A 26,695-nucleotide genomic window follows, 5' to 3' on the forward strand; every position below is an offset into this window, starting at 1 on the left:
AATCAATCGAATCACGCCGGTTTTTTGATCGCAGCGAGCGGCGAACGCGGCACCACCGGTGAAGACTGTATGATGGCCGTGTTGGTCATCGCATAGGGAATGATCCGGTCGATCACCCGTTCCAGTTCCGCCACCGAGCCGACATGCGCGAGCGCAATGAAACAATCCTCGCCGGTCACCCGGTCGCATTGCGCGATCTCCGGCAGCTCGCGGATGATGTCGGTCACCACGGACAATTGCCCCGGCACCGGCCGGATCCGCAGCCACGCCGACAGCTTCAGGCCAAGGGCGGCGGGATTGATCCTGACGCAATAGGCTTCGATCACGCCGTTCTCCTGCAGCCTCTTGATCCGCTCGGCGACACTCGGCGCCGACAGGCCGACCGAACGCGCCACCTCCGCCGCGCTGGCGCGCGCGTCGTTTTCCAGCAGGCGCAGGATCTTCATATCCGCGGCGTCGAGATCGATATTTTCGGTTCGAAGGCGTTTCACGGAAAAATCCTTGCTTCCGGTAAGGAACATGCCAGCCAGACTGGTCATCTTCCATATGAATAGGAAGAACTGCCTGCGATACTGATCCGATGAGCGATCGAACGCAAGCGCCTGCTGCCAGCCCTGCCCTCGGCGGCCCCATGCTCCTGGCGGCAAAACTGCCGCCGCATTTCTGGTTCGGCGTCAGTGCGGTCTTCCACTATCTCGGCCCGGCTTTCGCGGTGCTGCTTTTCCCGCATGTCGGCGTGCTCGGCATGGCGTGGCTGCGCATCGCCACCGCCGCGCTGATCTTCGCACCGCTGACGCGCCCGTGGCGGACCTTCGCCCGCGCCGATCCCTCGACGCGGCTGCTGTTGCTGGCCTTTGGCGCTTGCCTGGCGGTGATGAACTGCGCGTTCTACCTGGCGCTCGACCGGTTGCCGATCTCGCTGGTGGCGGCGATCGAATTCGTCGGCACCATCGGCGTCGCGCTGGTCGGCCTCAGGAGCGCCCGCAACCTCACCGCCCTTGCCGTTGCCGTCACCGGCACCTTGCTGCTGATCGACGTGAAATGGTCCAGCGATCCGCTCGGGCTGTTCTGGGCCTTCCTCAACGGCGCGCTCTTTGTCGGCTACATCGTGCTCGGCCACCGCGTCGCCCGCGCCGGCGCCGGTGACGGCATAGCGGGCCTGGGAGCAGCCATGACAGTCGCCTTCGTCGTCGTGCTTCCGATCGGCTTCACCGATGCGCTGCCCGCCTTCTTCTCGCCGCCACTGCTCATCGCCGCCATCGGCGTCGGCATCTGTTCCTCGGTCATTCCCTACATCTGCGATCAGCTCGCCATGTCGCGGCTGCCGCGTTCGAGCTTTGCGCTGATGCTGTCGCTGCTGCCGGTCACGGCAACCCTGATCGGCGTCATCGTGCTGCGCCAGATACCCGACCTCAGCGATTGTGTTGGCATCGCGCTGGTCGTCGCCGGCGTCGCCTTCCACAGGCCGGCGAGGACGGATTAGACACCCTATGCCAGTTTTTGCTTCAGGCCAATTTCTCCTTCAGGCCAGTTTCTCCTTCAGAAAAGCGATCGTCCGGCCCCAGGCGAGATCGGCCGCCTTCTTGTCGTAGCGCGCTGCCGAGGTGTCGTTGTTGAAGGCATGGTTGGCGCCTTCATAGACATAAACAGTGTATTCGACATGGGCGGCATCGAGTTCCTTCTTGAAGGCGTCGATGCCGGCATTGGTGCGATCGTCGAGCCCGGCATAGTGCAACAGCAATGCCGCCTTGATCTTCGACACGTCCGCGGCCTTCGGCTGCATGCCGTAATAGGCGACGCTGGCTGCTAGGTCGGGCGCATTGACGGCCAGCATGTTGGCGGTGCCGCCGCCCCAGCAGAAGCCGATGGCGCCGACCTTGCCGTTGCCGTCCTTGTCGGCCTTGAGGAAGGCGACGGTGGCAACGCCGTTGGCGGCGGTCTGTGCCGCGTCGAGCGTGGTGAACATGTCGCGCGCCTTGTCCTCGTCGGCGGGCGTGCCGCCGAGCGGCGACAGGAAATCGGGCGCAAGCGCCACGAACCCTTCGAGCGCCACGCGTCGGGCGACGTCGCGGATATGCGGGTTGAGCCCTCTGTTCTCGTGGATGACGATGACGGTGCCGAGCTTGCCGGCTGGCTTTGCCGGCTTGACCAGATAGCCCTTCATCTCGCCGCCGCTGCCTGGATAGGTGATGTCCTCGCCTTTCACGCGGGCGTCGTCTTCGGCAACGATCGCCGCCTGGGCGGAGTTCGCCGCCAAAAGCGGCGCGATCGCGGCCGCCGCCGCACCCGACCCGGCAAGCCTGCTCAGCTGTTCCATGAAGCGGCGGCGGTCGAGCGTCAGATGCGTGTATTCGTCATAGGCGTCGATCATCGCCTGGGTGATCACCGGTTTGACGTCGGTCATGGCGCACTCCTCGGGCCTGGACTGCCCCTGCCGTCCGCAAGATAGGGGCCAGCCTCTCATCGTCCAGTCACGGGACAGTGACATCGGTCCGCCCAGCGATCGGCGCCCGAGCGACGGATCTCATCTCTCATCACGTTTTTGTCATCGGCGACAATCTTGATGGCGCTGCCACAATAGTAGGGGAAACTGGCTGAGTGGCCGCCCAATGGCGCGGCCTGGAGGAAACGACGCCGATGACCATGCCGATCCTTGCAACCGCCTTCATGATTGCCGCCGCCGCCATGCTGGCGATGCGCGCGACAATTGTCGCGGCGAGCCACAAGTCCACGGTCAAGGTTCGCAGCCAGCGCTATCCGGCAAATATGAGAATCCAAGGTTGAGGTGAAGTCATGGACGTACAGGACATCGTGAACACCGTTTCGCAGAAGGCGGGTCTCGACCAGGCAACGACGGAAAAAGTCGTCGGCACCATTTTCTCGGTGCTCGAGCACGAGGCGGAAGGCACCAGCGCCTCGTCATTCTTCGCCAAGATCCCGGGCGCCGATGCGCTGGCGCAGAAATATGACGTCATGGCCGCCCCTGCCGGCGGTGGCGGCTTTCTGTCGTCGCTGCAGGGCGCGCTTGGCGGCGTCCTCGGCGAAAAGGCCGGCGCGCTGGTCAACGGCCTCGCCGCGCTCAAGGCATCCGGCCTCGACATGGCGCAAATTCAGAAGGCCGGCGAAACGCTGGTCCAGCAGGCCGAAGCCGCCGCTGGTCCCGATCTGACCAACCAGGTGCTGGGCTCGGTGCCCAGCCTGAAGGGCCATCTGGGGCTCGGCTAGAGCCGACGGTTTGGTGTCACTCCCCTACTTCGGCAGCGCGTAGGCCATCACGTAATCCCCCGGCTTGGTGCCGACCGAGCCGTGGCCGCCGGCGACGATGACCACGAACTGGCGCCCGTCCGCCACCGTATAGGTCATCGGCGTCGATTGGCCGCCCGCTGGCAGCCGCGCCTGCCAGAGCTGCTTGCCCGATGTCAAATCATAGGCGCGCAGATAATCGTCGACCGCAGCACCCAGGAAGGCGACGCCGCCGGCGGTGATCATCGGCCCGCCAATGCCAGGCACCCCGACCTTCAGCGGCAGCGGCAGTGGCGTCATGTCGTAGACGGTGCCGTTGCGGTGCTTGTAGGCGATCGCGCCGGTCCTGAGATCGACGCCGGCGACATAGCCCCAGGGCGGCGCCTGGCAGGGAATGCCGAGCGGCGACAGGAACGGTCCCATCACCACCGCATAGGGAGCGCCGTCATTGCGGTTCAGCCCCTGCTCGCTGCCCTTGGTGTCGTCGCCCGGCGCCGGCACGTCCGCGCGCGGAACAAGTCTCGACGTGAAGGCGAGATAGGTCGGCATGCCGAACATCACCTGCCGCACCGGATCGACCGCCACGCCACCCCAGTTGAAGGTGCCGAAATTGCCGGGATAGACCAGCGATCCCTGCAACGAGGGCGGCGTGTAGCGGCCTTCATAGCGCAATTTGTGGAAGGCGATGCGGCAGGCCAGCTGGTCGAACATGGTGATGCCCCACATGTCGGCATCGGTCAGCGGCTTCGGGTTGAAGGAGAGGTCCGACGCCGGCTGCGTCGGCGATGTGTGGTCGCCTTCGATGGCGCCGCCTGGCGCCGACACTTCCTTGACCGCGATCACCGGGTCGCCGCTGCGCCGGTCGAGCACATAGAGGTCGCCCTGCTTGGTCGGCCCGACCAGCGCCGGCACGATCGAGCCGTCAGCCTTGGTGATGTCGATCAGGGTCGGCTGCGCCGGCACGTCCATGTCCCACAGGTCGTGATGCACGGTCTGCCGCACCCATTTCAACTGTCCGGTGTTGAGGTCGAGCGCGGTGATCGAGGAGGAGAACTTCTCGACATTGTCGCTGCGGCCCATGCCGAGTTGGTCCGGCGTCTGGTTCCCGAGCGGCACATAGAGCAGGCCGAGCTTCTCGTCGGCGCTCGGCGTCGACCACATGTTCGGCGAGTTGGCGGTGTAGGTCTGGCCGGGCGCCAATGGCGCCGTCTGGTCCGGGTTGCCGGAATCCCAGTTCCACAGCAATTTGCCGGTGGCGGCATCATAGGCGCGGATGACGCCGGACGGCTCCTGCGTCGAATAATTGTCGTTGACCGCGCCGCCGACGATGATCTTGCCGCCCGTGATCAGCGGCGCCGAGGTCGAGTAATAATAGCCCGACTTCGGGTACGGCATCCCGGTCAGAAGGTTGAGCGTGCCGCCCTCGGCGAAGGCGGGGCAGACCTGCCCGTTGGCGGCGTCGAGCGCGATCAGCCGCGCGTCGGAGGTCGGCAGATAGACACGCGTCGCACATGGCTGGCCGGCGGCGCCGCCGGCATCGGCATAGTAGGACACGCCGCGGCAGGTCTGGTGCTGGCGATCCTTGTCGAGCTTGATCTTGGGATCGTAGCGCCACTTCTCCTTGCCGGTCGCCGCATCGACAGCAATGGCGAAATTGTGCGGCGTGCAGATGTAGAGCGTGTCGCCGACTTTCAGTGGCGTCACCTGGTAGGTGGTCTCGCCGACGTCGTCGGGCCCCTTCACGTCGCCGGTCCGGTAGGTCCAGGCCGGCTTCAGATTGGCGACATTGTCCGGCGTGATCTGGTCGAGCGGCGAATAGCGCTGGCCGAATTGCGTGCGGCCGTAATAGTGCCACTCGCCGGCTGGCACATCGCCGCCAAGATTGGCGTTGGGGGTCACCTTGTCGGTGTCGAGCGAACCGGCGATGTCCTTGGGGTCCGTGGTCATCGAATAGCCGGCCACCGCCAGCGATGCCAGCACCGCCAGGATCAGCGGCGCGCGCCCGTCGGGACCGGCAAGCCCTCGCCTCGCCCACGGCGTCAGCAGCCACAGCGCCACCAGCACGATGATGCCGCCGCGCGGGCCGAGTTTCCACCAGTCGAAGCCGGTTTCCCAGACCGCCCAGGCCAGCGTGCCGATCACGATCGCCGCATAGAGCCACAGTGCCGTGGAGCGGCGCCGGTAGAGCAGCCAGGCTGCAATCAGGAAGGCGAGACCGGCGATGATGTAATACCAACTGCCACCCAGCGAAGCCAACCAGATGCCGCCGGCGCCAAGCGCCAGGCCAAGCAGAAAAAGAACGAGGGAGGTGATGGTGACAGCCAAGATGATACTCCTTCGACTGTTGCGCGCCGCGCGCGGCCACGGGTAACCCCGCGTTGCGTCGCTGCCCGGAACACAACTTTCCCCTGACGGTCCCGCCTGTCAAGCACGCGCCATAAGCGCAGGCGGTAATGTTTGTTCCATCGCAATTGGGTGATAAGGCCGACGGTAGGGCGGGCGTGGGGCGGCCAAATCAGCCACTTTACCGGGAACAAAACGTAGACACTTCTGGTCTTTCCCTCCCGAATCACTACATTCGGGGGAAGATGTCCGGCTTTTCCGAAGACATGCCCTTTTTCGACGAACCCAATGCGCGGCCCACGGCCCCGTCGGGCATTGCCGCGCGCGCCATGGCTGCCCGCAGCGGCCACAACAACGCGCCCGACTATCTCAAGGGTTTAAATCCCGAACAGCGGCTGGCGGTGGAAACCACCGAAGGCCCGGTTCTGGTGCTGGCCGGCGCCGGCACCGGCAAGACGCGGGTGCTGACCACCCGCATCGCCCACATCCTCGCCACCGGCAAAGCCTTCCCGTCACAGATCCTAGCGGTGACCTTCACCAACAAGGCCGCGCGTGAGATGAAGCAGCGCATCGGCATCCTGATCGGTGAAGGCAATGTCGAGGGCATGCCGTGGCTCGGCACCTTCCACTCGATCGGCGTGAAGCTGCTCCGCCGCCACGCGGAACTCGCCGGCCTGAGATCCGACTTCACCATCCTCGACACCGACGACGTCGTGCGGCTGATCAAGCAGCTGATCCAGGCCGAGGGCCTGGATGACAAGCGCTGGCCGGCCAAGCAGTTCGCCCAGATGATCGACGGCTGGAAGAACAAGGGCCAAGGCCCGGCCGACATCGCCGAGGGCGACGCGCGCAGCTTCGCCAACGGCAAGGGCCGCGAGCTCTACAAGGCCTATCAGGAACGCCTGCAGACGCTGAACGCCTGCGACTTCGGCGACCTTCTGTGCCATCCGATCCGCATCTTCCGCGCCAATCCGGATGTGCTGAAGGACTACCACAGGCGCTTCAAATATATCCTCGTCGACGAATACCAGGACACCAACACCGCCCAGTACATGTGGCTGCGGCTATTGGCGCAGCGGCCCGAAGGCAAGCCGATCTCCCCCCTTGAGGGGGAGATGTCCGGCAGGACAGAGGGGGGCGCCTCGCGCCGACAGGCCGGTGGGGCACCGCCCCCCTCTGTCGGCTCCCCGGACATCTCCCCCTCAAGGGGGGAGATTGGGCGCTCTTCGGCGGAGGGCCGCGCCGCCGTCAACATCTGCTGCGTCGGCGACGACGACCAGTCGATCTACGGCTGGCGCGGCGCCGAGGTCGACAACATCCTGCGCTTCGACAAGGATTTTCCCGGCGCGACCATCATCAGGCTGGAGCGCAACTACCGTTCCACCGCGCACATCCTGGGTGCGGCCTCCCATCTCATCGCCCACAATGAGGGCCGCTTCGGCAAGACGCTGTTCACCGATCGCAACGATCCCGAGGACGGCAAGGTCAATGTCCACGCCGCCTGGGATTCCGAGGAGGAAGCCCGCGCCATCGGCGAGACCATCGAGGCCTATCAGCGTCAGAAGCACAACCTCAACGACATGGCGATCCTCGTCCGCGCCTCCTTCCAGATGCGCGCCTTCGAGGACCGCTTCATCACGCTCGGCCTCAACTACCGCGTCATCGGCGGTCCGCGTTTCTACGAGCGCATGGAAATCCGCGACGCGCTGGCCTTCTTCCGCGTCGTCGCCAATGGCGGCGACGACCTCGCCTTCGAGCGCATCGTCAACGTGCCCAAGCGCGGGCTGGGTGAAGCCACCATCCGCCAGATCCACGACACGGCGCGCGCGCTGCGCATCCCGATGCTGGAGGCTGCCGCCAACCTCGCCGAAAGCGACGAGCTGAAGCCGAAACCGCGCGCCGCGCTGCGCGAGGTCGCCGCCAATTTCGAACGCTGGCAGAAGGCGCTGGAAACCACGCCGCATACCGAACTCGCCGAGACCATTCTCGAAGAGAGCGGCTATACCGATATGTGGAAGAACGACCGCTCGGCCGAAGCCCCGGGCCGGCTGGAGAACCTCAAGGAACTGGTCCGTTCGATGGAGGAGTACGAGTCGCTGCGCTCCTTCCTCGAGCATGTCGCGCTGGTCATGGATGCCGAGCAGAATGCCGGGCTCGACGCCGTCTCGATCATGACGCTGCATTCGGCCAAGGGCCTCGAATTCGAGACCGTCTTCCTGCCCGGTTGGGAGGAAGGCCTATTCCCGCACCAGCGCGCACTCGACGAGGGCGGCCGTTCAGGGCTGGAGGAAGAGCGGCGGCTGGCCTATGTCGGGCTGACGCGGGCCAAGAAGAACCTGCATATCTGGTTCGTCTCCAACCGCCTCATCCACGGCCTCTGGCAATCGACCATCCCATCGCGCTTCCTCGAGGAGCTGCCGAACTCCCACGTCGAGGTCGCCGAAGCCGGCAATTCCTATGGCGGCTACGGCAATCCCTATGGCGGCGGCTCGTTCGCATCGGGCCGTGGCCAGGGAGCGGGAAGGCAGAACCCCTACGGCGCCTCGCGCTTCGACAATGTCGGCGCCAACACCGAAAAATCCGGTGCCTTCTCCAACACCTATTCGACGCCAGGCTGGCAGCGCGCGCAGGCCAACCGCACCGAGGCGACCGACCGCAACTGGGGCACGCGCTCGGGCCATCAGGTCGAGCGCATCGGCTATGGCGAGACCGACAGCGGCTATGGCGCCGGCCGCACCTCGGTCAAGGGCCGCACCATCGACGGCGAACTGGTCGCCAAATCCGTCTCCGACACGCCCTCCGCCTTCAGCGTCGGAGACCGCGTCTTCCACCAGAAATTCGGCAACGGCAACATTGCGGCCATCGAAGGCAACAAACTCACCATCGACTTCGACAAGGCCGGCCAGAAACGCGTTCTGGACGGGTTTGTCGCGGCTGTGTGAGCTATTCGCCTGTAACGATCCTAATCTAATTTAGATCAGCTTCACCAAATTGGCGTGATCTCTAAGTGGCTCGCCCGAGAATTCGTCGAGAGTTAAAAGCGTGAAATCAACACGACATTCGATCGAAAGAGACAATTCACTTAGACACCAACAAAGAGACCGATGCAGGTCCGGCAGCCTTTCGTCTGAAATTTCAGTAGTAAAAAGCATATCTACGTCGTGAAATAGTTCGCCGCGAAAGAACGATCCAAAGCCATAGACTGATATAATGTCAAGATTTAGTGCTATAGTATCGATTGCCGTCTTTATCTTTCTTTGCATAATCCCAATATTGGGTAGCCCAAATTCCCCCGGCCAGCTCAGTGGAATTGTAGAGCCCGATATGATTTTGCCGGCAATAATCTTTCGCTTGCGCCGAATAGCCATTCCAAGAGCCCCCTACACAAATATATTGAAGTGGCCCAAAATCTTGCAACGCACGCATGACCAACGCAAGGCTAAATGTATATTCGTCGCCGCCAAGTAGGCGTATTTGGTCTCCCTGTTGCTTTCGATCAAACAGAAAAAGGATATCCTTTTCTCTACGCAAATTCTCCACGTTATCGTGATTTAAAAGAATCTTTTGCAGAAACGACGTTCTTGAGAAGGGTATATTCCAAGGGTTGACGGAATCACTCATAGCCAAATCTTTCAGAAAAGATGCTTGGGAATTTTGGATAAAACTCCGTACGGCCAAACTGCTGCTGCTCATAGGCTAAGGCGTGCTTCTTGAAAGCGAGGAATGCGATCACATCTTCCTTAGACAGCAAAGAAATATTACCTCCAATGGAGTTCAAGATCTTTATATTATTTGGTAAAATTGTATCTAATATACGAGCAGTCCAAATTTCAACAGCATCGGAACCAGGATCCTCGTTCGCTATCGGCGAATTCGGGCCAACCTCCGAGAAAATTCCGTGATTCTCCGCCAATAGCAGACCAATATAGTTTCTTAATTCATCAAAATTTTCAAATCGAACATTGCGTCCCGCTTGCTCGACTTCTTCTTCTCGTCCATTTTTCCATCCCCGTAGCAGATCTTCCGAATATGCAGCTGGAGCCTTGTCAACGGCGGTGTGACAGTTTGGACACAGTAAAACCAGGTTTTCATACGTGTCGAGTCCGCCTTCAGCTTGGCCACGAGGACCATCGGCGCTGTGCGCAATAACGTGAGCCATTTCCCCAATATGAAAAGTTGGCACACCGTCAACTACTTTAGTCAAGTCAGCGCGGCACTTCGGATTTGAGCACTTCCCACCTGCTCGCCCCCACAGAATTTTTGTATCTGGCAATGCAATCGGCATAACTTAGAATGCCGCATACAATGACTTTCTACCACCCCGTATGATTGGCTGATGAACATCTTTTGTCACTGGAGGCGCGCTCGACGGATTGGTCATTGAGGTCCTAGCAACCGCCTGCCCGCAGCGTTCGTTTTTAAAGCGGTCGCGCCCCCGGGCAAAATCCCCGCCCCTCACCGGTACCTCGCCTGGTTCCACTTGTGCCCCAGCAGCGACAGGATGATGATCAGGCCGTTGAAGAACTGCACGTAGAAGCCGCTCAATCCCGCCGCCACGACGCCGGTCTGGATGAACGACACGGTCACCGCGCCGATGGCGCCGCCGGCCACCGTGCCGATGCCGCCCCAGGTCGGGGTGCCGCCGACGAACACCGAGGCCAGCACCGGCAGCAAGTAGCCGTCGCCGGCGGTCGGCCACCAGGTGAAGTTGATCATCACCGAAAACGTACCAGCGATCGCCGCCCCGATGCCGACGAAGACGAACACCTTCACCCGCACGCGCTTGACGTCGATGCCCATTTGTTGGGCGCTGTCGGGATTGTCGCCGACCACCTTGACCTGCGCGCCGAAGCGGTGGCGGTTGTAGAGCATCGCCGACAGCACGACGAAGGCGATGGCCCAGAAGATCTGCACCGGGATGCCATAGACCTGGCTGGAGAAGATCTTGTAGGCCGAGCTGTCGGCAAGGCCGGTCAGCGCCATCGACCTGCCCTCGTTGATGATCTGGATCAGGCCGCGCAGCAGGAAGTTCATGCCGAGCGTGGCGATCAGCGACGACAGCCCGCCATAGACCACCAGCGACCCGACGAGGAAGCCGAGCAGCACGCCGGTGACCAGTGCCGCGGCAATACCGAGGAACGGATCGTAGCCGACCTGCACCACCAGTGCGAACACCCAGGAAGCAAAGCCCATCGTCGCCGGAAACGACAGGTCGATCTCGCCGCAGGTGACGACGAAGACCAGCGGCACCACCACGAACAGCGCGACTGGAAGCGTCGTCAGCACGGAGCTGTAGAGATACCAGGTGGTGAACACGGTCGGGTTGGCGATCATGAACACCGCCATCATGACGATGAACACGGCGAGCGTGCCGAGCGAGGCGCGGTTGTCGATGACGAAGCCGCGCAGCCAGTGATCGGACGGGTGCCGCCATTCCTTGCCGGCGGTGTCGCCGCCTGGACTACTGAAAGGGCTTTGCAGATCGGGTTCCATGGCCTTGCTCATCGCGCTGTCTGCTCCGTCTCGCCGCCATCGTGCAGTCCGGGCAGCCCGCCCGGATGCGCCACGTCTTCCATGAAATTGATGAGCTCCTCGGCCGACTTGACCTGGCTGCGGTCAGTGGTCAGCGCCACCTTGCCGCGATCCAGCACCACGAAACGGTCGGCAATGTCGAAGACATGATGGATGTTGTGGCCGATGAACAGGATCGAGCGGCCGCTCGCCCGCACCTGGCGCACGAAATGGAAGACCTTGGCGGTCTCGGTCAGCGACAGCGCCGTCGTCGGCTCGTCGAGGATGATCAGCTCCGCCTGCTTGTAGATGGCGCGCGCGATCGCCACGCCCTGGCGTTCGCCGCCCGACAGCTGGCCGACGATCGAATGCGGCGTGAACACCTTCGAGGTGAAGCCGATCTCGCGCATCAGCCGGCTCGCCTCCTCGATCTCCTTGTTAACCCTGAGAAAGCCCATGAAGCCGGTGAGTTCGCGGCCCATGAAGATGTTGCGCACGATGGTCTGCTGCACCGCCAGCGCCCGATCCTGGAACACCGTCTCGATGCCGGCGTCGCGCGAGCGCGCCGCACTCCATCCGGTCACCGGCTGGCCGCGCACCAGTATGTCGCCGCTGGTCGGCCTGACGACGCCCGACAGGATCTTGATCAGCGTCGACTTGCCGGCGCCATTGTCGCCGATCAGGCCGACCACCTCGCCACGGTCGACGCTGAGATCGACCCCGCCCAGCGCATAGACCTGGCCATAGGACTTCTTGATGTCGCGCAGTTCGATGATGCGTTCGGCCATCGGATCCTCGCTTTTCATTGTCGCTTGCCGGCCTTGTCACCGGCGGTCCTGCCGGCCGGGCTAGACCCGGCCGGCAGCCTTGGGAGGTCAGCGCAACGCCTGCTTGGCGAGCTCTGAGACGATCTCGTAGTTCTGCGGCGTGACGAAGCCTGCGCCGGTGTCGACATTCATCGGCGCCAGACCCAGCACCACCTGCTGGCAAAGGCTGAGGATCGGCAGATAGCCCTGCATGAAGGGCTGCTGGTCGGCCGTCAGTTGCACCCAGCCGCCCTTGAAGGCCTCGACGATCTGCGGGCTGGTGTCGAAGCCGAAATTGAAGATGTCGCCGGGCTTCCTGCCCGCCGACTGCATATAGGTCGGCACATTGCCGAGCATCTGGCCGCCCGGATAGCCGACCGCCTTCACATCGGGATTGTTGAGCAGCGCCGCCGTGATCACCGGTATCGCCAGATTGGGGTCGGATGCCCATTCGCCGCTCGGCGGAGACGACAGCTGGATGACCTCGACGCCGGCTTCCTTGAGTGCCGCCACCGTGCCACGCTCGCGTGCGCCACGGGCTTCGTTCTCGAACGGGCCGATCATGATCGCCTTGTCGCCGGCCTTGAGCTTACCAAGCTTGAACGCCTCGGCGCCGAGCGCACGGCCCTGCTGCTCCTGCTGGGCGCCGATATAGCCGCCGCCGAACGCTTCCACCACCTTCGGCACCGGGACGTTCTGGTACATCATCTTGATGCCGTCCTTGTGCGCCTGTTCGGCCAGCGGCATGATCGCGGCGTCGCCGGGATGACCCATCATGGCGATACCGTTTGGCTTTACGGCCACGGCTTCGCGCAATTGCTGCACCATCTTCTCGACGTCCCACTGAGAGAAAATGTAGTCGACTTTCGGCCCGAGATCGGCCGCCGCCTGCTTGGCGCCATTGTAGACGATGGTACCGAAGGCGTCGCCCTCGGCGCCGCCGACGAAGAAGCGGATGTGGACGTCCTTGCACCATTGCGCGTCGAGCGCGTGGGCCGGCAGTGTCGAGATGGCGGCGGCGAGCGCCGTGGCGGCTGCCGCGACGGTCAGGCGAAATGTCGTTCTCTTGGCGATGCTCATGCACGTTCCTCCCTTTTTTGTCCTCGCAAGCGCGAGGGTTTCGACATTTGCTTCGGCAATGCGCCGCGCTTGGCTGGCCGGCTCCTCCCGCCGGCTTTCCTCACATCGGGTTCGGCAGGTAGCTCGCACCTCCCCGGCATTGCTTGAGATATTCCAGCGCTCGCACCTGCCCGGTGATCTCCAGGTCGCCGCGATAGACCGGATCGTGCCAGCCCTCGATGTCGATGGCGCCCTTGTAACCGGCAAGCCGCAATTCGCTGATCACCCGCGCCCAGTCGCTGTCGCCGAAGCCTGGCGTGCGCATCTGGACGAAGGGCAGCCGGCCGAACACGCCGTGCTCGCGGATGACATCCCAGCGCACCGTCGCGTCCTTGCCGTGGACATGGAAGATGCGCGGCGCCCACTTGCGGATCTGCGGCATCGGATCGATCAAGTAGACGAGCTGGTGGCAAGGCTCCCATTCCAGCCCGAGATTGTCGTCGGGCAATTCGTTGAACATCAGCTCCCAGGCGTCGGGATTGTGGGCGATGTTCCAGTCGCCGGCGGCCCAGTTGCCGTCCATGGCGCAATTCTCGAAGGCGATGCGCACGCCCTTGTCGGCGGCGCGTTTTGCAAGCGGCCCCCACACCTCGCGAAAGCGCGGCAGGCTGTCGGTCAGCTTCTTGCCCCGGATGCGTCCGGTGAAACCGCTGACCGTCGAAGCGCCGAACAGATGCGCGTTGTCGATCACCGTTTCCCAGGCCTCGAGCACGCCGCGATCGACCTCGCCGCTCTCCAGCGGATTGCCGAACACGCCGAGCGAGGACACGCTGACGTCGGCGTCGCCGATCGCCTCGCGGATCTGCCCGGCCAGCCGCGGCAAATCCTTGCCGCCAAGCGTCTGCCAGAAGAAGGGCTGGATGCTCTCGAAGCCGAGCGGCAGGATCTGCCTGATATAGGCAGCCGGGTCGTCGAGATTGGCCCGCACCATGGTGCCGATCCGGATGTCGAGAAGCGGGTTGGGCATCACTATGCTTCCTCTGCGATGGCGACGCGCCGTCCGGTCTCGGCGCTTTCGATGGCGCCGAAAACCATGGCCAGGCTCTTGATATTGTCGGCGCCATGCGTCTCTGGCTCGGTGCCAGTCTCGATGGCGTGCATGAAATCCCTGATGATGCCGAGATGGCCGCCGATGCGGTCTGACGCGTCGAGCGGCGGCACCTCGACCGGCTCGGTCTTGTCCAGCAGCCCGTCGCGGCCGGGCGCCACCATTTCAGCCTTCAGCACATCGTGACCATCCCAGATGAGGCTGCCGCGTTCGGCGACGATGCGCCAGCTGCCTTCCCAGCTGGTGCGGAAACCGGCGGCGCACCAGGAGCCGGCATAGGTGAAGACCTTGCCGCCGCCGAGGTCGAAGACGGCGCTGGCTGACGAGCCCTGCCGGTACCAGGAATTGGCCGGCTCCCATTCCTGGCAATGGACGCTGGCTGGCTCGCCGGCGACCATGTAGCGGGCGGCGTCGAATGTATGGATCGCCATGTCGAGCAGCAACACATGCGCCATCTCTTCGCGAAAGCCGCCGAAATGCGGCCCGATGAAGAAGTCGGCATGGATGCTGGTCGGATTGCCGATGGCGCCCGATTGGAGAAACCGCCGGATGCGCCTGACATTGGCGACGTAACGGCGGTTCTGGACGACGGCGTGCACGCGTCCTGCCTGTTTGGCTGCCTCGATGATGGCGCGGGCGTTCTGCGGACTGTCGGCCAGCGGCTTCTCGGTCAAGAGATGGCAATTATGCGCAAAGGCGGCAAAAGCGACATCGCGCCGGGCGGCGGGAACAACGACATCGAACACCGCATCAGGCTTTGTCTGCTCGAGCACCGTGTCGAAGCTGGTGCCGATGACGGCGCTGGTGAGATCGTATTCGCCCGCCCTCGCCTTCGCTCGTTCGGCGTCGAGGTCGACAAGGCCGACGATGGCAAGCCCGTCGATCTGCCTGGCGGCATCGAGCCACTGTCTGCTCATCGCACCACAGCCGACGAGGACTGCTTTCATCATCCGGCATTCCTCCCGTCCGGCCCCTCCAGGCCGAATGTCACGGCATCCACGGCATCACCGTAAACGTTTTTCCGTAAACGTTTACGAGAACACACCCGATAGCGTAGAATGTCAATCGGCTGCTTCTCGAAAATCATCCGGAAGCCTTGGCCTGAACGGCAGCCGGTGCTAGAGCAGTTCAGCCTTTCAAGAAACGGCGAACTGCTCTAACTCTTTGTTTTGACGCAATTCCGGGCGGAAAACCGCTTCGCACTTTTCCTGGAATTGCGTCGGCCAAGGCGGGGGAATTGTCCTTTGGCGTCCAGCATTCATGACCTTGCCCGTCACCTGAACATTTCGATCGGCACCGTGTCTCGGGCGCTGAACGGCCGTGCCGATGTCAATGCCGACACGCGCCAGCGCGTGCTCGAAGCCGCCAAGAAGCTTAACTATTCCCCGAACCAGTCGGGCCGGAGTCTCAGGCAAGGCGCCACCCATTCGATCGCCTTCATGCTGCAGCCGCATCCGGGCGACCAGCAATATGGCGAACCCTTCTTCATCCCGTTCCTGATTGGACTGCAGGCGAAGCTCGCCGAGCATGGCCTCGATCTGATGGTCGTCATGGGTGAGCCCGGCCAATATCAGCAGGAGCGGTTGCGCCGCGTGGTTGAGACGCGCTTGGTCGATGCGGTCGTGTTGGCCAATACACGAAGGGAAGACGATCGGATTGATTATCTCAGCAAGGCAGGCTTTCCCTTCGTCACGCTTGGCCGAAGTCAGTCCGGTGGCGACACCTATCCTTCTCTCGATATCGATTTCGAGAGGGCGGGTGATGAAGCCGTCGACCGCCTGGTGGCGCGTGGACACCGGCGCATTGCCGCCATCCGCCCTTCACTTGATCTCAACTTCGGCTACCTGTTTCTCGACGGCTACCGCAAGGCGCTGAAGCGGCACGGCATCGAGGTCGACCCCGACCTGATCGCCGACGGCTTCATCAACGAGGCCGGCGGCTACCAGGTGACGCCGCAAGTCATGCGCTCCAAGGACCCACCGACGGCCATCATCTTCAACAATGACGCGATGGCGCTTGGCGGCTGCAAGGCGCTGGCCGAGATGGGAATCAAGCCGGGCCATGACATGGCCGTGATCGTCATCGTCGACACGCCGCTCTGCCGCTACTTCTCGCCGACGCTGACCGCCTTCCGTCCGGCACTGGAGGCAATGGGCCGGCGGCTGGCGGAAATGCTGCTGGCCTCGCTCCCCGCCTTCGCCGGCCCCGAAGGGCCGCGCATCATCCGCGAGGTCTGGCCGCTGGAGCTGATCGCGCGCGACAGCGATTGATGGAGGCGAAGAAGGTGCTCAGTCCACCTTCTTCTCGCCCTTCTCGCCGGCCTCGACGATATCGCCCGTGGTGAACAGGATTTCCTTCAGTTCCGCCCGCCAATCCGTCTTCTGGCGCAGCAGGAATTCCAGGTCCATGCCGAAATGCTTGAACTCCTCGCCTTGCGCGTTCTTCATGATGGCGCGAGCCTGCGGATCTTTCTCCACCGACATGCGCTGTTCGTACCAGGAGATCGCTTCCGCCTCCTCGATCAGCGAGGTGATCATGCGCGCAAAGGTCCGCACCTTCTGCGACAGTTCCTCAGGCGGTTCGTGATACTGGTCGAAACCCATGGTGTCGGTCCTCCCCTCAAAATGGCTCGCCGGTGCCGATGGGCACCGGCTGCACACCATGAATGCGCGGAAGGCACTGCAAGTTCCGGATCGCACCACAACCAGGACGATCAGCGGGAGATCGGCTTTATGACACGGGCGGCGCCCCGCCTTCCTCGGTGCGCCGGGCGATGAACTCGTCGAGCATGCCGGCCGTGGCGGCGGCCGAAGCCGGCGGCTCGAAATCGGCAAGGATGCGCCTCCAGACGCCGGTGGCGCGCTCGCTCGCCGTCTTCGATCCGCTTTGTGTCCAGTTGCCGAAATTCGACCAGTCCGCCACCAGCGGTTCGTAGAAGGCCGTACGATAGCGCGCCATCGTGTGGCCGGCCGAGAAGAAATGGCCGCCCGGCTGCACTTCGGCGATCGCCTCGAAGCCGATGGAATCGTCGTCGCCGGGCGTCGCGGCGCAGAGTTCAGCGACCGTCTGCAACGCCTCGACATCGGTGACCAGTTTCTCCAGGGAAACGCTCAAACCGCCTTCCAGCCAGCCGGCGGCATGAATGCAGACCGTGGCGCCGGCCAGAACCGAACCCCACAATGCGAATTGCGTCTCGTGCGCGGCCTGCGCATCCGAGATGTTGGCCGCGCTGCCTCCGCCGGACCGCCACGGCAGGCCGATGAAGCGCGCCAGTTGGCCGGCGCCCAGCGTTGCCTTGACGTGTTCGGGCGTGCCGAAGGCCGGCGCTCCGGATTTCATGTCGACATTGGAGGAGAAGGAGCCATAGACGACCGGCGCGCCGGGCCGCACGATCTGCGCCAGCGTCAGCCCGGCCAGCGCTTCGGCATGCTGCAGCGTCAACGCACCGGCAACGGTGATCGGCGCCATGGCGCCCGCCAGGCAGAACGGCGTGATGATAGAGACCTGCCCCGCTTTGGCGAAATCGATGATGCCTTGCGCCATCGGTATATCGAGCTGACGCGGCGAGTTGGTGTTGATGACGGTATAGCACCAGGCGTCCGAACGGAACGCCTCCTCCGAAAGGCCGCGCGCCAGCCGCAGCATCTCGAAACCGTCCTCGACCTGCGGCGTGCCGCGCGCGAACACGAAGGGAAACTTGTCGGACAGCGTCAGCTGCGCACGATTGACGGCATAGTGGCGAAACCGGTTGTCGACATCCTGCGGCTCGACGCAGGGACCGAGCATATGCAGGACATCGAAATGCTGCACCAGCTTGATGAACTCCTCGAAGGCGGCGAGCGTGCCTGGCCGCCGGCCGCGCTCGAGATCGGTGACATTGGGCGCCCCGCTTCCGGCAAGAAACGTCATCGACCCGAGTTCGAGCGTCAGATCGCGGGAAGGATCGCCGCCACGGGCATGGATCGACCTCGGCGCCGAGGCCAGCGCCGCCGCCACCATGTCGCGGCCGATTCGCACCATGTCGGTATCCAGGTCGACCAGGGCACCGGCGCGGGCGAGAACCTCGCGTGCCTGCGGCAGCAGTACCTTGATGCCGAGCTCTTCCAGCACGCGCAGCGCCGTGTCGTGGATCGAGGCGACCTGGTCGTCCGAAAAGATCGGCTGCGGCAGGAACGGGTTCTTCAGCGAGCGATAGTTGGGCCGGCGGCTGCTTTCGCTGCCGGCTTCGCCCGTGCGTCCGCGCCGGCGCTCGCGCCTGGCCTCACGTGCCGCCTCATCGATCATCGGAAATCCTCCTCATTGCCGCATCGCCTTGCCCAACGGATCGTAGGGCGAGGCCGCGATGACCCGCGCCGGCCGCTCGACGCCGACAATGTGCACCGAAAGCGCCGTCTCCTCCTTGGCAGAATCGTCGTCCACCAACGCCAGCGCGACGCTCTTGCCGATCGTGTAGCCAAATCCGCCCGACGTGACGAAGCCGACGCGCCTTCCGTCGCGCCAGATAGGCTCGAAGCCGCTGGCGTCGGCGTCGAGCGCATCGATCTCCAGCGTCACGATCCGTTGCGAGACGCCTGCCTTGCGGTCCCTCAGCGCCGCCTCGCGGCCGATGAAATCGCCTTTGTCGAAGGCGATGAAGCGGTCGAGCCCGGACTGGCCAGGCCTGTAGCCCTGCGTGAATTCGCGCGACCAGATGCCGAAACTTTTCTCCAGCCTGAGCGCATTGAGCGCGTAATAGCCGATCTCGGCCAGGCCGAGATCTTCGCCTGCGGCAAGCAGCGTCTCGCGCAGCGTCGCATGCATGGCCACCGGGCAGCTGATTTCGAAGCCCAGTTCGCCGGCGATGGATAGCCGGGCAACCCGCGCCCGCACCATGCCGACATCGAATGCCCCGCACGCCATGAAAGGCAACGCCTTGCCGGACACGTCCTGGTGGGTGGTGCGTTCCAGGATCTTGCGCGCGTTCGGCCCGGTCAGCAGGAAGCCGCTCATCGCGTCGGAAATGTCGGTGACCGTGACGCCGTCGGCCGCGTGGCTCTCGAACCAGCGCATGTGGAATTCCCTGAGATAGTAGGAGCCCATCAGCCAATAATCGCCGCCGCCCCAGTTGATCACCGTGAGGTCGCCTTTCAGCCGCCCATCTGGCCCCAGCATCGGCGCGAGCCGCGCCTGTCCCGCTTTCGGCAGCTTGCAGGCGAGCAGCCGGTCGAGCCATGCCTGGGCGCCTGGCCCCGACACCGCGTAGCGCGAATAGGCCGAGATATCGACGAGGCCGGCGGCCCGCCGCACCTGCAATGCCTCGTCGCCGACGATGTCGAAGGCATTGGAGCGCTTGAGCGTGGTGTTCTCGCGAAAACCCATCGGCGCGAAATAGGCCGGGATTTCCAGCCCCCACGACGCTGTCCATTCGCAGCCCGCGGCACTCATGCCGTCATAGGCGCCGGGCCGTTTCAAAGGCCGGCCGGCAGGCAACCGCTCGTTCGGAAAGGTCATGACGAAACGGCGCGAATAGAACTGCCGCGTCGTCTGCCTGAGATATTCCCGGTTGGCGGCGAAGGCGCCATAGCGGGCGATGTCCATGCCGAAAATATCGGCCTGCGGCTCGCCGAAAATCATCCACTCGGCCAGCGACTTGCCGACGCCGCCGCCCTGGCTGAAGCCGGCCATGACGCCGCAGGCGACCCAATAATTCTTGAGACCGCGCACCGGCCCGACGATCGGATTGCCATCCGGCGTGAAAGTGAAGGCGCCATTGACCCATTTGCGGATGCCGGCCGTCGCCAGGCACGGAAAGCGCTCATGCGCCTTGGCGAGTTCGGGGCTGATGCGGTCGATGTCTTCCGGGATGAGCTCGATGCCGTAGTCCCATGGCGCCCCATCCATGTTCCAGTGCTTCGGGTTCTGCTCGTAGACACCGAGCAGCACGCCCTTGCGCTCCTGGCGCAGGTAGGAAAAGCCGTCGAGATCGACGGCAATGCCGATTTCCCGATCCAGTGCCGCGATCTCCGGAATGTCCTCGGTGATGAAATAGTGATGCTCCATGGGCGTCACCGGCAGGTCGACGCCGGCCATGCGGCCGAGCTGCTTTGCCCACAACCCGCCGGCGTTGACGACATGCTCGGCAACGACGGTGCCCTGCTCGGTGATGACCTCCCAGTGGCCGTCGGCGCGCGACTTTAGCTCGACGACCCGGTTGCGCAGGATGATGTCGGCGCCGCGCTTCTTCGCCGCGCCAGCATAGGCATGGGTGGTGCCGTAGGGATCGAGATGGCCCTCGTTGGAATCGTGCAGTCCGCCGAGCACGCCGGAGACATCGACGATCGGGCAGAGTTCTCTGATCTCTTGCGGGCTCACCAGCCGGGCGGTCTCGATGCCGACCGATTGGAACACCGCCCAGGCCGATTTCAGCCACTCCCAACGCTGAGGATCGCTGGCGATGTTGACGCCGCCGGTCATGTGCAGGCCGATGTCCTGGCCGGATTCGGCTTCGATCTCGCGGTAGAGGTTGATCGTGTAGTCCTGCAGCGCCGCCACATTGGGGTCGGCGTTGAGCGCATGGAAACCAGCAGCCGCATGCCAGGTCGAACCGGCGGTCAGTTCGGCGCGCTCGATCAGCGCCACATCCGACCAGCCGAACCGCGTCAGATGGTAGAGCACCGAGGCGCCGACCACGCCACCTCCGATGACGACTGCGCGGTAGTGCGACTTCAAGGCTTCCCTCCCCTGTTCGAGGGCGGCACCATAGACGCACTGGACATATGTGTCTAGTGCGGGCCGTCGACTTGCCGCACTGGGCGAAACTCCGCGTGGCAAAGCGCCATCAATTCGGTCACGCGAATGCGCTTCTTTGCTGGGGCACGAACAAGCCGGCGGACACACACCGCCTGTCACGCAAGCATCATGTTCACGCCGTAGATCGCTTTCGGGGAGGCGCGCGCGGCATCATTGAGGCGACGCCTCCTTCAGCTTTCGGCCGCTCCGGCACGCTTCGTCACAAAGAGGATTGTCCATGAAACACCTGCACCGAACCGCGTCGCTTGGCGTCGCGCTGGCCTTGTTCACCGCCTTGACGCCGGCGCTCGCCGACGGCACCGCGACCGTCGGCGGCCTCGTCAACAAGGGCCCCGTCAACAAGGGCCTCGTCGGCGTCGGCCGCATCCCGGCCGCCCAGCGCGACAAGTTCGGCGAAACCTTCGGCTCGGGCTCCGGCATGTCGATCGACACATCGGATTGGACGCATGACGCTGCCGGCTACAAGGGCTCGCTCTGGCTGCTGCCGGACCGCGGCTACAATGTCGCCGGCACCACCAACTATCGCCCGCGCCTCAACACGATCGGCATCGAGTTTAACCCCGTCGCGCCGGGCGCCGCCCCAGCTACCGGCCAGGAACAGACCGGCGTCAAGGCGACGCTCGCCGACAGCATGCTGCTCACCGACGACAAGGGCGCCGACGCCACCGGCCTCGATCCGCTGTCGGACGTGCGCGCCGCCGCCGGCGACTTGCCGATGCTGCCCGCCGCCACCAACGGCAAGCTCGCCCTCGACAACGAGGCGATCGTGCGACTGCCCGACGGCTCGATGTTCATCTCCGACGAATATGGCCCCAATATCTACCGTTTCTCCGGCGAAGGCCGCCTGATGTCGGCGACCCAGCCGCCGGCTGCCCTGGTGCCGATGCGCAAGGGGACACCGAACTTCTCCTCCGACAATCCCGGCCCCGGTGCCGCCGAGCCCGATCCCAAGGATCCGGAAACCGGCCGCCAGAAAAACCAGGGCCTCGAAGGCATGGCGATGACGCCGGACGGCAAGTTCCTGATAGCCGTGCTGCAGTCGGCGACCCGGCAGGATGGCGGCGATTCTCCTGCGACGCGGCAGAACACCAGGGCCTTGGTCTATGACGCGTCCGATCTCGCCCACCTGAAACTGGCACATGAGTATGTCGTGCCGCTGCCGGTGTTCAAGGATGCCAAGGGCAAGACCAAGGTCGCCGCGCAAAGCGAGATCGTGGCGTTGTCGGACACATCCTTCCTGATGCTGGCGCGCGACAGCGGCAACGGTCAGGGCGTGAAGGGCGACACCTCGCTCTATCGCGAAATCAGCATCGTCGACGTCTCCACGGCCACCGACATCGCCGGCACGGATTTCGACAAGGACAAGCCGGTCGCCCCCAAGGGTGTGCTCGATCCGTCGGTGACGCCGGCCAAGCTGACGCCGTTCATCGACATCAACGACAATGCCCAGCTCGGCCGCTTCGGCCTGCACAATGGCGCGCCGAACGACCACGACAACCTCTCGGAAAAATGGGAAGCGATGTCGCTGGCAAGCGTGCTCGATCCGAAACTGCCCGACGACTATTTCCTGTTCGTCGCCAACGACAACGACTTCCTGGCCCAGGACGGTTTCCAGGTCGGCGCGCCCTACAAGGCCGACGACGGCGCCAATGTCGACACCATGTTCCTGGTCTATCAAGTGACGCTGCCCGGCCTCGCCAAGAAGTAGCGATCACAGCTCAGGCGGGCGGGCCTGGCGCGCCCGCCTGAGCTGCCGCGAATAATCGAGCCTTGCTAGGAACCCCGCGAAGGCGCTTACTTCAAGAACTCCGCGTCTTTCGGCACGCCCGCATCGATCGGCTCGGCTGTCCTGCTCGACACGGCCATGATCTTGCCGGCGGCCGACAGATTGGGACGCACGAAGACCTGGGCCGGACCGTTGACGCGGCTGTAGAGGTCGATGATGTCCTGATTCATGAAGCGCACACAGCCGGACGACGCGTTCTTGCCGATGGAATCCCATTCCGGCGTGCCGTGCAGCCGGTACATCGTGTCCTTGCCGTCGCGGAACAGATAGAGCGCGCGGGCGCCGAGCGGGCTCTGCGGGCCGGGCGGCATGCCGTCCTTGTATTTCGCCAGTTCCGGCCGGCGCTGGATCATTTCCGGCGGCGGCGTCCACACCGGCCACTTCTTCCTCGCCTGGACCACGGCGCTGCCGGTCCAGCCGAAACCGGCCTTGCCGAGGCTGACGCCGTAGCGGACGGCCTTGCCGCCATCTTGCACCAGATAGAGGAAGTGCTCTGACGTATCGACGACGATCGTGCCGGGCTTTTCGCCGGTCGGGTCGGCCACGACCTGGCGCACGAACTTCGGGTCGAGCTTGGTGACCGGGATTGCCGGCAGTTGATAGCCCTCGTCGGTGCGCGCCGCGTACATGCTCGCGGCGTCACCGAAAGCCGCATCGGGCGGCGCGGCGGCCACCGGCGGCGGTGGCGCGACATCCGTCGTGGAGCACGCCGAAAGGGCCATCGCGGCCGCGCCCAAAGCGGACGCACTCAGAAAGGCACGCCGGTTCAGGCGCTCGGAAAACAGCGGAATATCGGACATGAACCCCCCAGCTCAACCGCAAGATCCAACAGGAACGCGGCCCCCATCAGGATCAATATCCCATTCCGGAAGCTTTGAGAACATGATTAGATCGAGGCGCGCCAGAAGACCCGATGCCAATCTTTTCCGGCACCGCATCGACCTGTCCCGCTGAATCGGCGATCATCGCGGATCGGTCTCAAGATCAAGCCTTCGCCGGATTGCCAGACATGGACGAAAAAATGCCCACGCGCCGGCGGACCGGCGACCTGACCAGCGGACCGATCCCACGCACGCTTTTGCTGTTCGCCCTGCCGGTGCTCGGCTCCAACGTTCTGCAGTCGCTCAACGGTTCGATCAATGCCGTCTGGGTCGGCCGCTTCCTCGGTGAATCGGCGCTGACCGCCGCCTCCAACGCCAATCTGGTGCTGTTCCTGATCCTGGGCACCGTGTTCGGCATCGGCATGGCGGCGACCATCCTGGTGGCGCAGTCGGTCGGCGCCCGCGACCTGCCCGAGGCGCGCCGCATCGTCGGCACCAGCGCCACCTTCTTTTTCCTCGTCTCGATCATCTTCGCCGTCTGCGGCTGGGTCTGGGTCGACGCCATCCTGAACACGCTCGGCACCCCGGCCGACGCCTTGCCGCTGGCGCGTTCCTACCTGCGCATCATCTTCGTCGCCGTGCCGATGATGAACCTTTTGTCCTTCGTCATGACCGTGCTGCGCGGTGCCGGTGACTCGCGCACGCCCTTCATCTTCATGGCGCTCGCGGTCGTCCTCGACATCGTCCTCAATCCGCTGCTCATCCGCGGCATCGGGCCGTTTCCCGAACTCGGCATCGCCGGATCGGCGACCTCCACACTGATTGGCCAGACGGTGAGCGTCATCGCCATCCTCGTCGTGCTCTATGTACGCAAGCACCCGTTGCGGCTGGCCGGCGCCAACCTCGCCCTGCTGCGGCCAGACGCTGCCTTGCTGCGCATCGTCGTCTTCAAGGGCGTGCCGATGGGCCTGCAAATGGTCGTCATCTCGGCGGCGGCGCTGACGGTGATGGGCATCGTCAATTCCTACGGTTCGCAGATCGCCGCCGCCTATGGCATCGCCGCGCAATTGTGGACCTATATCCAGATGCCGGCGCTCGCCATCGGTGCCGCGGTCTCCTCCATGGCGGCGCAGAATGTCGGTGCCGGCCGCTGGGACCGGATCGGCCGGGTTGCTGCCTCCGGCGTCGGCTTCAACCTCGTCCTGACTGGCGCCCTCGTCGCGCTGCTATGGCTTTTCGACCGCTCGATCCTCAGCCTGTTCCTGAGCAGCGACAGCGCTGCGATCGACATCGCCGCCCACATCAACAGTGTCGCATCCTGGTCGTTCGTCCTGTTCGGCATCACCATCGTGCTGTTCGCCACGGTCCGAGCCACGGGCGCGGTGATGCCGCCGCTGATCATCCTGGTGATCTCGGTGCTGGTCGTGCGCACCGGCTTTGCCTATTTCATGCGCAGCGTGCTCGGCGAGGAAGCGCTGTGGTGGAGCTTTCCGGCCGGCTCGATCACCTCACTCGTGCTGGCAGCGGCTTACTACCGCTTAGGCGGCTGGCGCACCTTGCACATGATCGAGAACAGGCCGGCTGCCGGCGAGCCGCCTGACACCGGACTTGGGGTGCCGCGCCAGCGCGCCAACATGGCACCTGAAATGCCAAACGGCTGAGATTCGGCCGGGCCCTGGTCATCTCAGCGCCGATGTTTCAGCCCGAAAGCCAGCGCTACCACCGCGAATACGATAATCATGGCGGCGAATGCCAGGCTTGCGGCGATCGGACTGGCATAGGTCGAGACGATCCCGATTCCGATGACCGGCAAGGCGTTGCCGACGAAGCAGCAGACGAAGAAGCTGGACACAATTTCGGCGCGACGATCATCCGGCGCGATCTCGTTCACCACCTGCAGGCCGCCGCGATAGCCAAGCGCCGCCACGACGCCGCAGCAGGCGGTAGCCGCGATCATCAGCACCATCGATGCCAGCATCTGTGCCGCCACCACCAGCAGGACGCTGGGGACCATCAGGGCAAGCGCGGCCAACATGACCTTGCTGCTCTGCACCTGCTTCAGCACCACGATGCTGACCGCGGCGACGATCGCCAGTTCGAAGAACAGCGCGCCGGCGACGGCGTGGTTGGTTTCGTGCAACTGCTGCGCCAGAATGCTGGGAGCCAGGGCGGCATAGAAACCGACCAGCGCCATCGCGCCGAAGCCGGTCACCGCCGGCGCAACGAAGCGTGCGCGTATTTCCTGCGGGACGGAAAGCTGCGGCCGCATGGAAATCTGATTGACGCCACCCGGCTTCGCGATCGTTTCAGGGGTGCGCCAGACCAGGATCGTCACCACCACGAGTGCCACCAGAAAGACGATGAAGACCAGCCGCAACGGCCAGGGCTCATATTGTGCCAGCAGTCCCGAAACGAGCGCGCCGAATCCGAGGCCGAGGAAATTGGTGCTGGTGGCAATGACGCTGGCGCGCGACTTGTCGGCATTGGGGAGAAGCTCGGCGATCCACGCGGTCCCTGTCCCTGCGCCAATGCCTATGCCAAGCCCGCTCAGGATGCGTGCTATGTCGAGCGAGAGAACATTTTCGGCGAACAGGAAGACAAGCCCGCTGACGATGGCGACGCCCATCGCCGCCAGGGCCGCTGGCCGGCGCCCCACAACGTCCGATGCGCCGCCAAACACCAGCAAGGCGGCGAGATTGCCAACGACATAGACCGCATAGATCAGCGTCAGCGTGATCTGCGAAAAACCGAATTGCTGCTTGTAGATGATATAGAGCGGTGTCAGTGCCGTGCTGCCGGCAAACAGCACGGCAATCATCGCGGCGACAGTCGGAATCGCAAGAGCGTCGCCATGAGCCGCTTCTTGCGTATGCGCTAAATCGCGAAATGTCATGGCCAACCTCCCTTCCAGCCTCGGGATCGCGATCTTAACGCGTCCTCATTCCCGACGTTCCGGCCGGCTGGCAGGCTCCTGACACCACGGTGGGCTGAGAGCAATTCCAGGAAAGTGTGAAGCGGTTTTCCGGGGAGAGCGCATTTGCGCTTTCCCTTGGGAATTGCGTCAAAACAAAAAACCAGAGCCTCAACGGGAGAGCCGCCGACTGAAGAAGGTTCGGATCGAGGCCGGCGGCCTCGTGCCGGGCGCGATCTTGCATTTGCCGGGGCGCGGCCTGTGCGGCGGCCGATGCGGCGGGCGCACGATGATGACTGGCGGACGAACGACATGGGC

Annotated in this window: 22 protein-coding genes; 7 read left to right on the forward strand and 15 right to left on the reverse strand. The window is 63.9% G+C overall.

Annotated elements, in window-relative coordinates:
* Window positions 1–11: 11 nt before the first annotated feature.
* Window positions 12–491, reverse strand: coding sequence for an Lrp/AsnC family transcriptional regulator (locus LB577_RS06780; RefSeq protein WP_224686094.1), 480 nt, complete (start codon window positions 489–491; stop codon window positions 12–14).
* 89 nt (window positions 492–580) lie between these two features.
* On the opposite strand from LB577_RS06780, the gene LB577_RS06785 reads away from it, so the two are divergent.
* Window positions 581–1,483, forward strand: coding sequence for an EamA family transporter (locus LB577_RS06785; protein ID WP_224686095.1), 903 nt, complete (start codon window positions 581–583; stop codon window positions 1,481–1,483).
* Window positions 1,484–1,522: 39 nt separating this feature from the next.
* Here the strand turns inward: LB577_RS06785 and LB577_RS06790 are convergent, their stop codons facing one another.
* A complete protein-coding gene (locus tag LB577_RS06790) occupies window positions 1,523–2,404 on the reverse strand; it encodes a dienelactone hydrolase family protein (RefSeq protein WP_224686096.1) in 882 nt (293 codons plus the stop codon).
* A 233-nt stretch (window positions 2,405–2,637) separates the two neighbouring features.
* On the opposite strand from LB577_RS06790, the gene LB577_RS06795 reads away from it, so the two are divergent.
* Both LB577_RS06795 and LB577_RS06800 read left to right on the forward strand, forming a co-directional pair.
* Window positions 2,638–2,784: a hypothetical protein gene (locus LB577_RS06795; protein ID WP_224686097.1), complete on the forward strand. Its 147-nt coding sequence runs from the start codon at window positions 2,638–2,640 to the stop codon at window positions 2,782–2,784.
* Window positions 2,785–2,793: 9 nt separating this feature from the next.
* Complete coding sequence (locus tag LB577_RS06800) at window positions 2,794–3,225, forward strand: hypothetical protein (protein ID WP_023765091.1); 432 nt, start codon at window positions 2,794–2,796, stop codon at window positions 3,223–3,225.
* 24 nt (window positions 3,226–3,249) lie between these two features.
* Here the strand turns inward: LB577_RS06800 and LB577_RS06805 are convergent, their stop codons facing one another.
* Window positions 3,250–5,568: a glucose/quinate/shikimate family membrane-bound PQQ-dependent dehydrogenase gene (locus LB577_RS06805; protein WP_224686098.1), complete on the reverse strand. Its 2,319-nt coding sequence runs from the start codon at window positions 5,566–5,568 to the stop codon at window positions 3,250–3,252.
* 263 nt (window positions 5,569–5,831) lie between these two features.
* Between LB577_RS06805 and LB577_RS06810 the strand changes: the two genes are divergently transcribed.
* On the forward strand, window positions 5,832–8,528 hold the full coding sequence (locus LB577_RS06810) for an ATP-dependent helicase (protein ID WP_224686099.1): 2,697 nt from the start codon (window positions 5,832–5,834) through the stop codon (window positions 8,526–8,528).
* Between the two features lie 271 nt (window positions 8,529–8,799).
* Here the strand turns inward: LB577_RS06810 and LB577_RS06815 are convergent, their stop codons facing one another.
* From LB577_RS06815 to LB577_RS06845, 7 genes are all read right to left on the reverse strand, one after another.
* Window positions 8,800–9,207, reverse strand: coding sequence for a hypothetical protein (locus tag LB577_RS06815; RefSeq protein ID WP_224686100.1), 408 nt, complete (start codon window positions 9,205–9,207; stop codon window positions 8,800–8,802).
* The gene (locus LB577_RS06820) at window positions 9,200–9,871 is read right to left on the reverse strand and encodes an HNH endonuclease signature motif containing protein (protein WP_224686101.1); all 672 of its coding nucleotides are present in this window, start codon (window positions 9,869–9,871) and stop codon (window positions 9,200–9,202) included. The genes LB577_RS06815 and LB577_RS06820 overlap by 8 nt, the downstream gene beginning before the upstream one ends.
* 170 nt (window positions 9,872–10,041) lie before the next feature.
* Window positions 10,042–11,091: an ABC transporter permease gene (locus LB577_RS06825; protein WP_224686102.1), complete on the reverse strand. Its 1,050-nt coding sequence runs from the start codon at window positions 11,089–11,091 to the stop codon at window positions 10,042–10,044.
* Window positions 11,088–11,885 carry an ATP-binding cassette domain-containing protein gene (locus tag LB577_RS06830; protein ID WP_224686103.1) on the reverse strand — a complete coding sequence of 266 codons (798 nt, stop codon included), beginning with the start codon at window positions 11,883–11,885 and terminating at the stop codon, window positions 11,088–11,090. Before LB577_RS06830 ends, LB577_RS06825 begins: the two co-directional genes overlap by 4 nt.
* 87 nt (window positions 11,886–11,972) lie before the next feature.
* Entirely contained in the window at window positions 11,973–12,983 is a 1,011-nt protein-coding gene (locus LB577_RS06835) for a substrate-binding domain-containing protein (protein WP_023778067.1), read from the reverse strand.
* 100 nt (window positions 12,984–13,083) lie between these two features.
* On the reverse strand, window positions 13,084–13,989 hold the full coding sequence (locus LB577_RS06840; RefSeq protein WP_224686104.1) for a sugar phosphate isomerase/epimerase family protein: 906 nt from the start codon (window positions 13,987–13,989) through the stop codon (window positions 13,084–13,086).
* Window positions 13,990–13,991: 2 nt separating this feature from the next.
* Window positions 13,992–15,020, reverse strand: coding sequence for a Gfo/Idh/MocA family protein (locus LB577_RS06845; protein WP_224686105.1), 1,029 nt, complete (start codon window positions 15,018–15,020; stop codon window positions 13,992–13,994).
* Between the two features lie 294 nt (window positions 15,021–15,314).
* Here LB577_RS06845 and LB577_RS06850 point away from each other — a divergent pair, with 294 nt between their 5' ends.
* Complete coding sequence (locus LB577_RS06850) at window positions 15,315–16,340, forward strand: LacI family DNA-binding transcriptional regulator (RefSeq protein ID WP_023765099.1); 1,026 nt, start codon at window positions 15,315–15,317, stop codon at window positions 16,338–16,340.
* A gap of 18 nt (window positions 16,341–16,358) precedes the next feature.
* On the opposite strand, the gene LB577_RS06855 is transcribed toward LB577_RS06850, so the two are convergent.
* From LB577_RS06855 to LB577_RS06865, 3 genes are all read right to left on the reverse strand, one after another.
* Window positions 16,359–16,673 carry a hypothetical protein gene (locus LB577_RS06855; RefSeq protein WP_013894701.1) on the reverse strand — a complete coding sequence of 105 codons (315 nt, stop codon included), beginning with the start codon at window positions 16,671–16,673 and terminating at the stop codon, window positions 16,359–16,361.
* Window positions 16,674–16,800: 127 nt separating this feature from the next.
* Window positions 16,801–18,354 carry a trimethylamine methyltransferase family protein gene (locus tag LB577_RS06860; protein WP_224686106.1) on the reverse strand — a complete coding sequence of 518 codons (1,554 nt, stop codon included), beginning with the start codon at window positions 18,352–18,354 and terminating at the stop codon, window positions 16,801–16,803.
* A gap of 12 nt (window positions 18,355–18,366) precedes the next feature.
* Window positions 18,367–20,778 (reverse strand): FAD-dependent oxidoreductase, encoded by a 2,412-nt coding sequence (locus LB577_RS06865; RefSeq protein ID WP_224686107.1) that lies wholly within the window; start codon window positions 20,776–20,778, stop codon window positions 18,367–18,369.
* Window positions 20,779–21,076: 298 nt separating this feature from the next.
* On the opposite strand from LB577_RS06865, the gene LB577_RS06870 reads away from it, so the two are divergent.
* Window positions 21,077–22,567: an esterase-like activity of phytase family protein gene (locus LB577_RS06870; RefSeq protein WP_224686108.1), complete on the forward strand. Its 1,491-nt coding sequence runs from the start codon at window positions 21,077–21,079 to the stop codon at window positions 22,565–22,567.
* Window positions 22,568–22,653: 86 nt separating this feature from the next.
* On the opposite strand, the gene LB577_RS06875 is transcribed toward LB577_RS06870, so the two are convergent.
* Window positions 22,654–23,445 carry a L,D-transpeptidase gene (locus LB577_RS06875; RefSeq protein ID WP_224686109.1) on the reverse strand — a complete coding sequence of 264 codons (792 nt, stop codon included), beginning with the start codon at window positions 23,443–23,445 and terminating at the stop codon, window positions 22,654–22,656.
* A gap of 209 nt (window positions 23,446–23,654) precedes the next feature.
* Between LB577_RS06875 and LB577_RS06880 the strand changes: the two genes are divergently transcribed.
* Window positions 23,655–25,127, forward strand: coding sequence for an MATE family efflux transporter (locus LB577_RS06880; protein ID WP_411969214.1), 1,473 nt, complete (start codon window positions 23,655–23,657; stop codon window positions 25,125–25,127).
* A 23-nt stretch (window positions 25,128–25,150) separates the two neighbouring features.
* Here the strand turns inward: LB577_RS06880 and LB577_RS06885 are convergent, their stop codons facing one another.
* Entirely contained in the window at window positions 25,151–26,359 is a 1,209-nt protein-coding gene (locus LB577_RS06885) for an MFS transporter (RefSeq protein ID WP_224686111.1), read from the reverse strand.
* Between the last annotated feature and the right edge of the window lie 336 nt (window positions 26,360–26,695).

The sequence above is a fragment of the Mesorhizobium sp. B283B1A genome, from assembly GCF_020165735.1.
Lineage (GTDB): Bacteria > Pseudomonadota > Alphaproteobacteria > Rhizobiales > Rhizobiaceae > Mesorhizobium > Mesorhizobium opportunistum.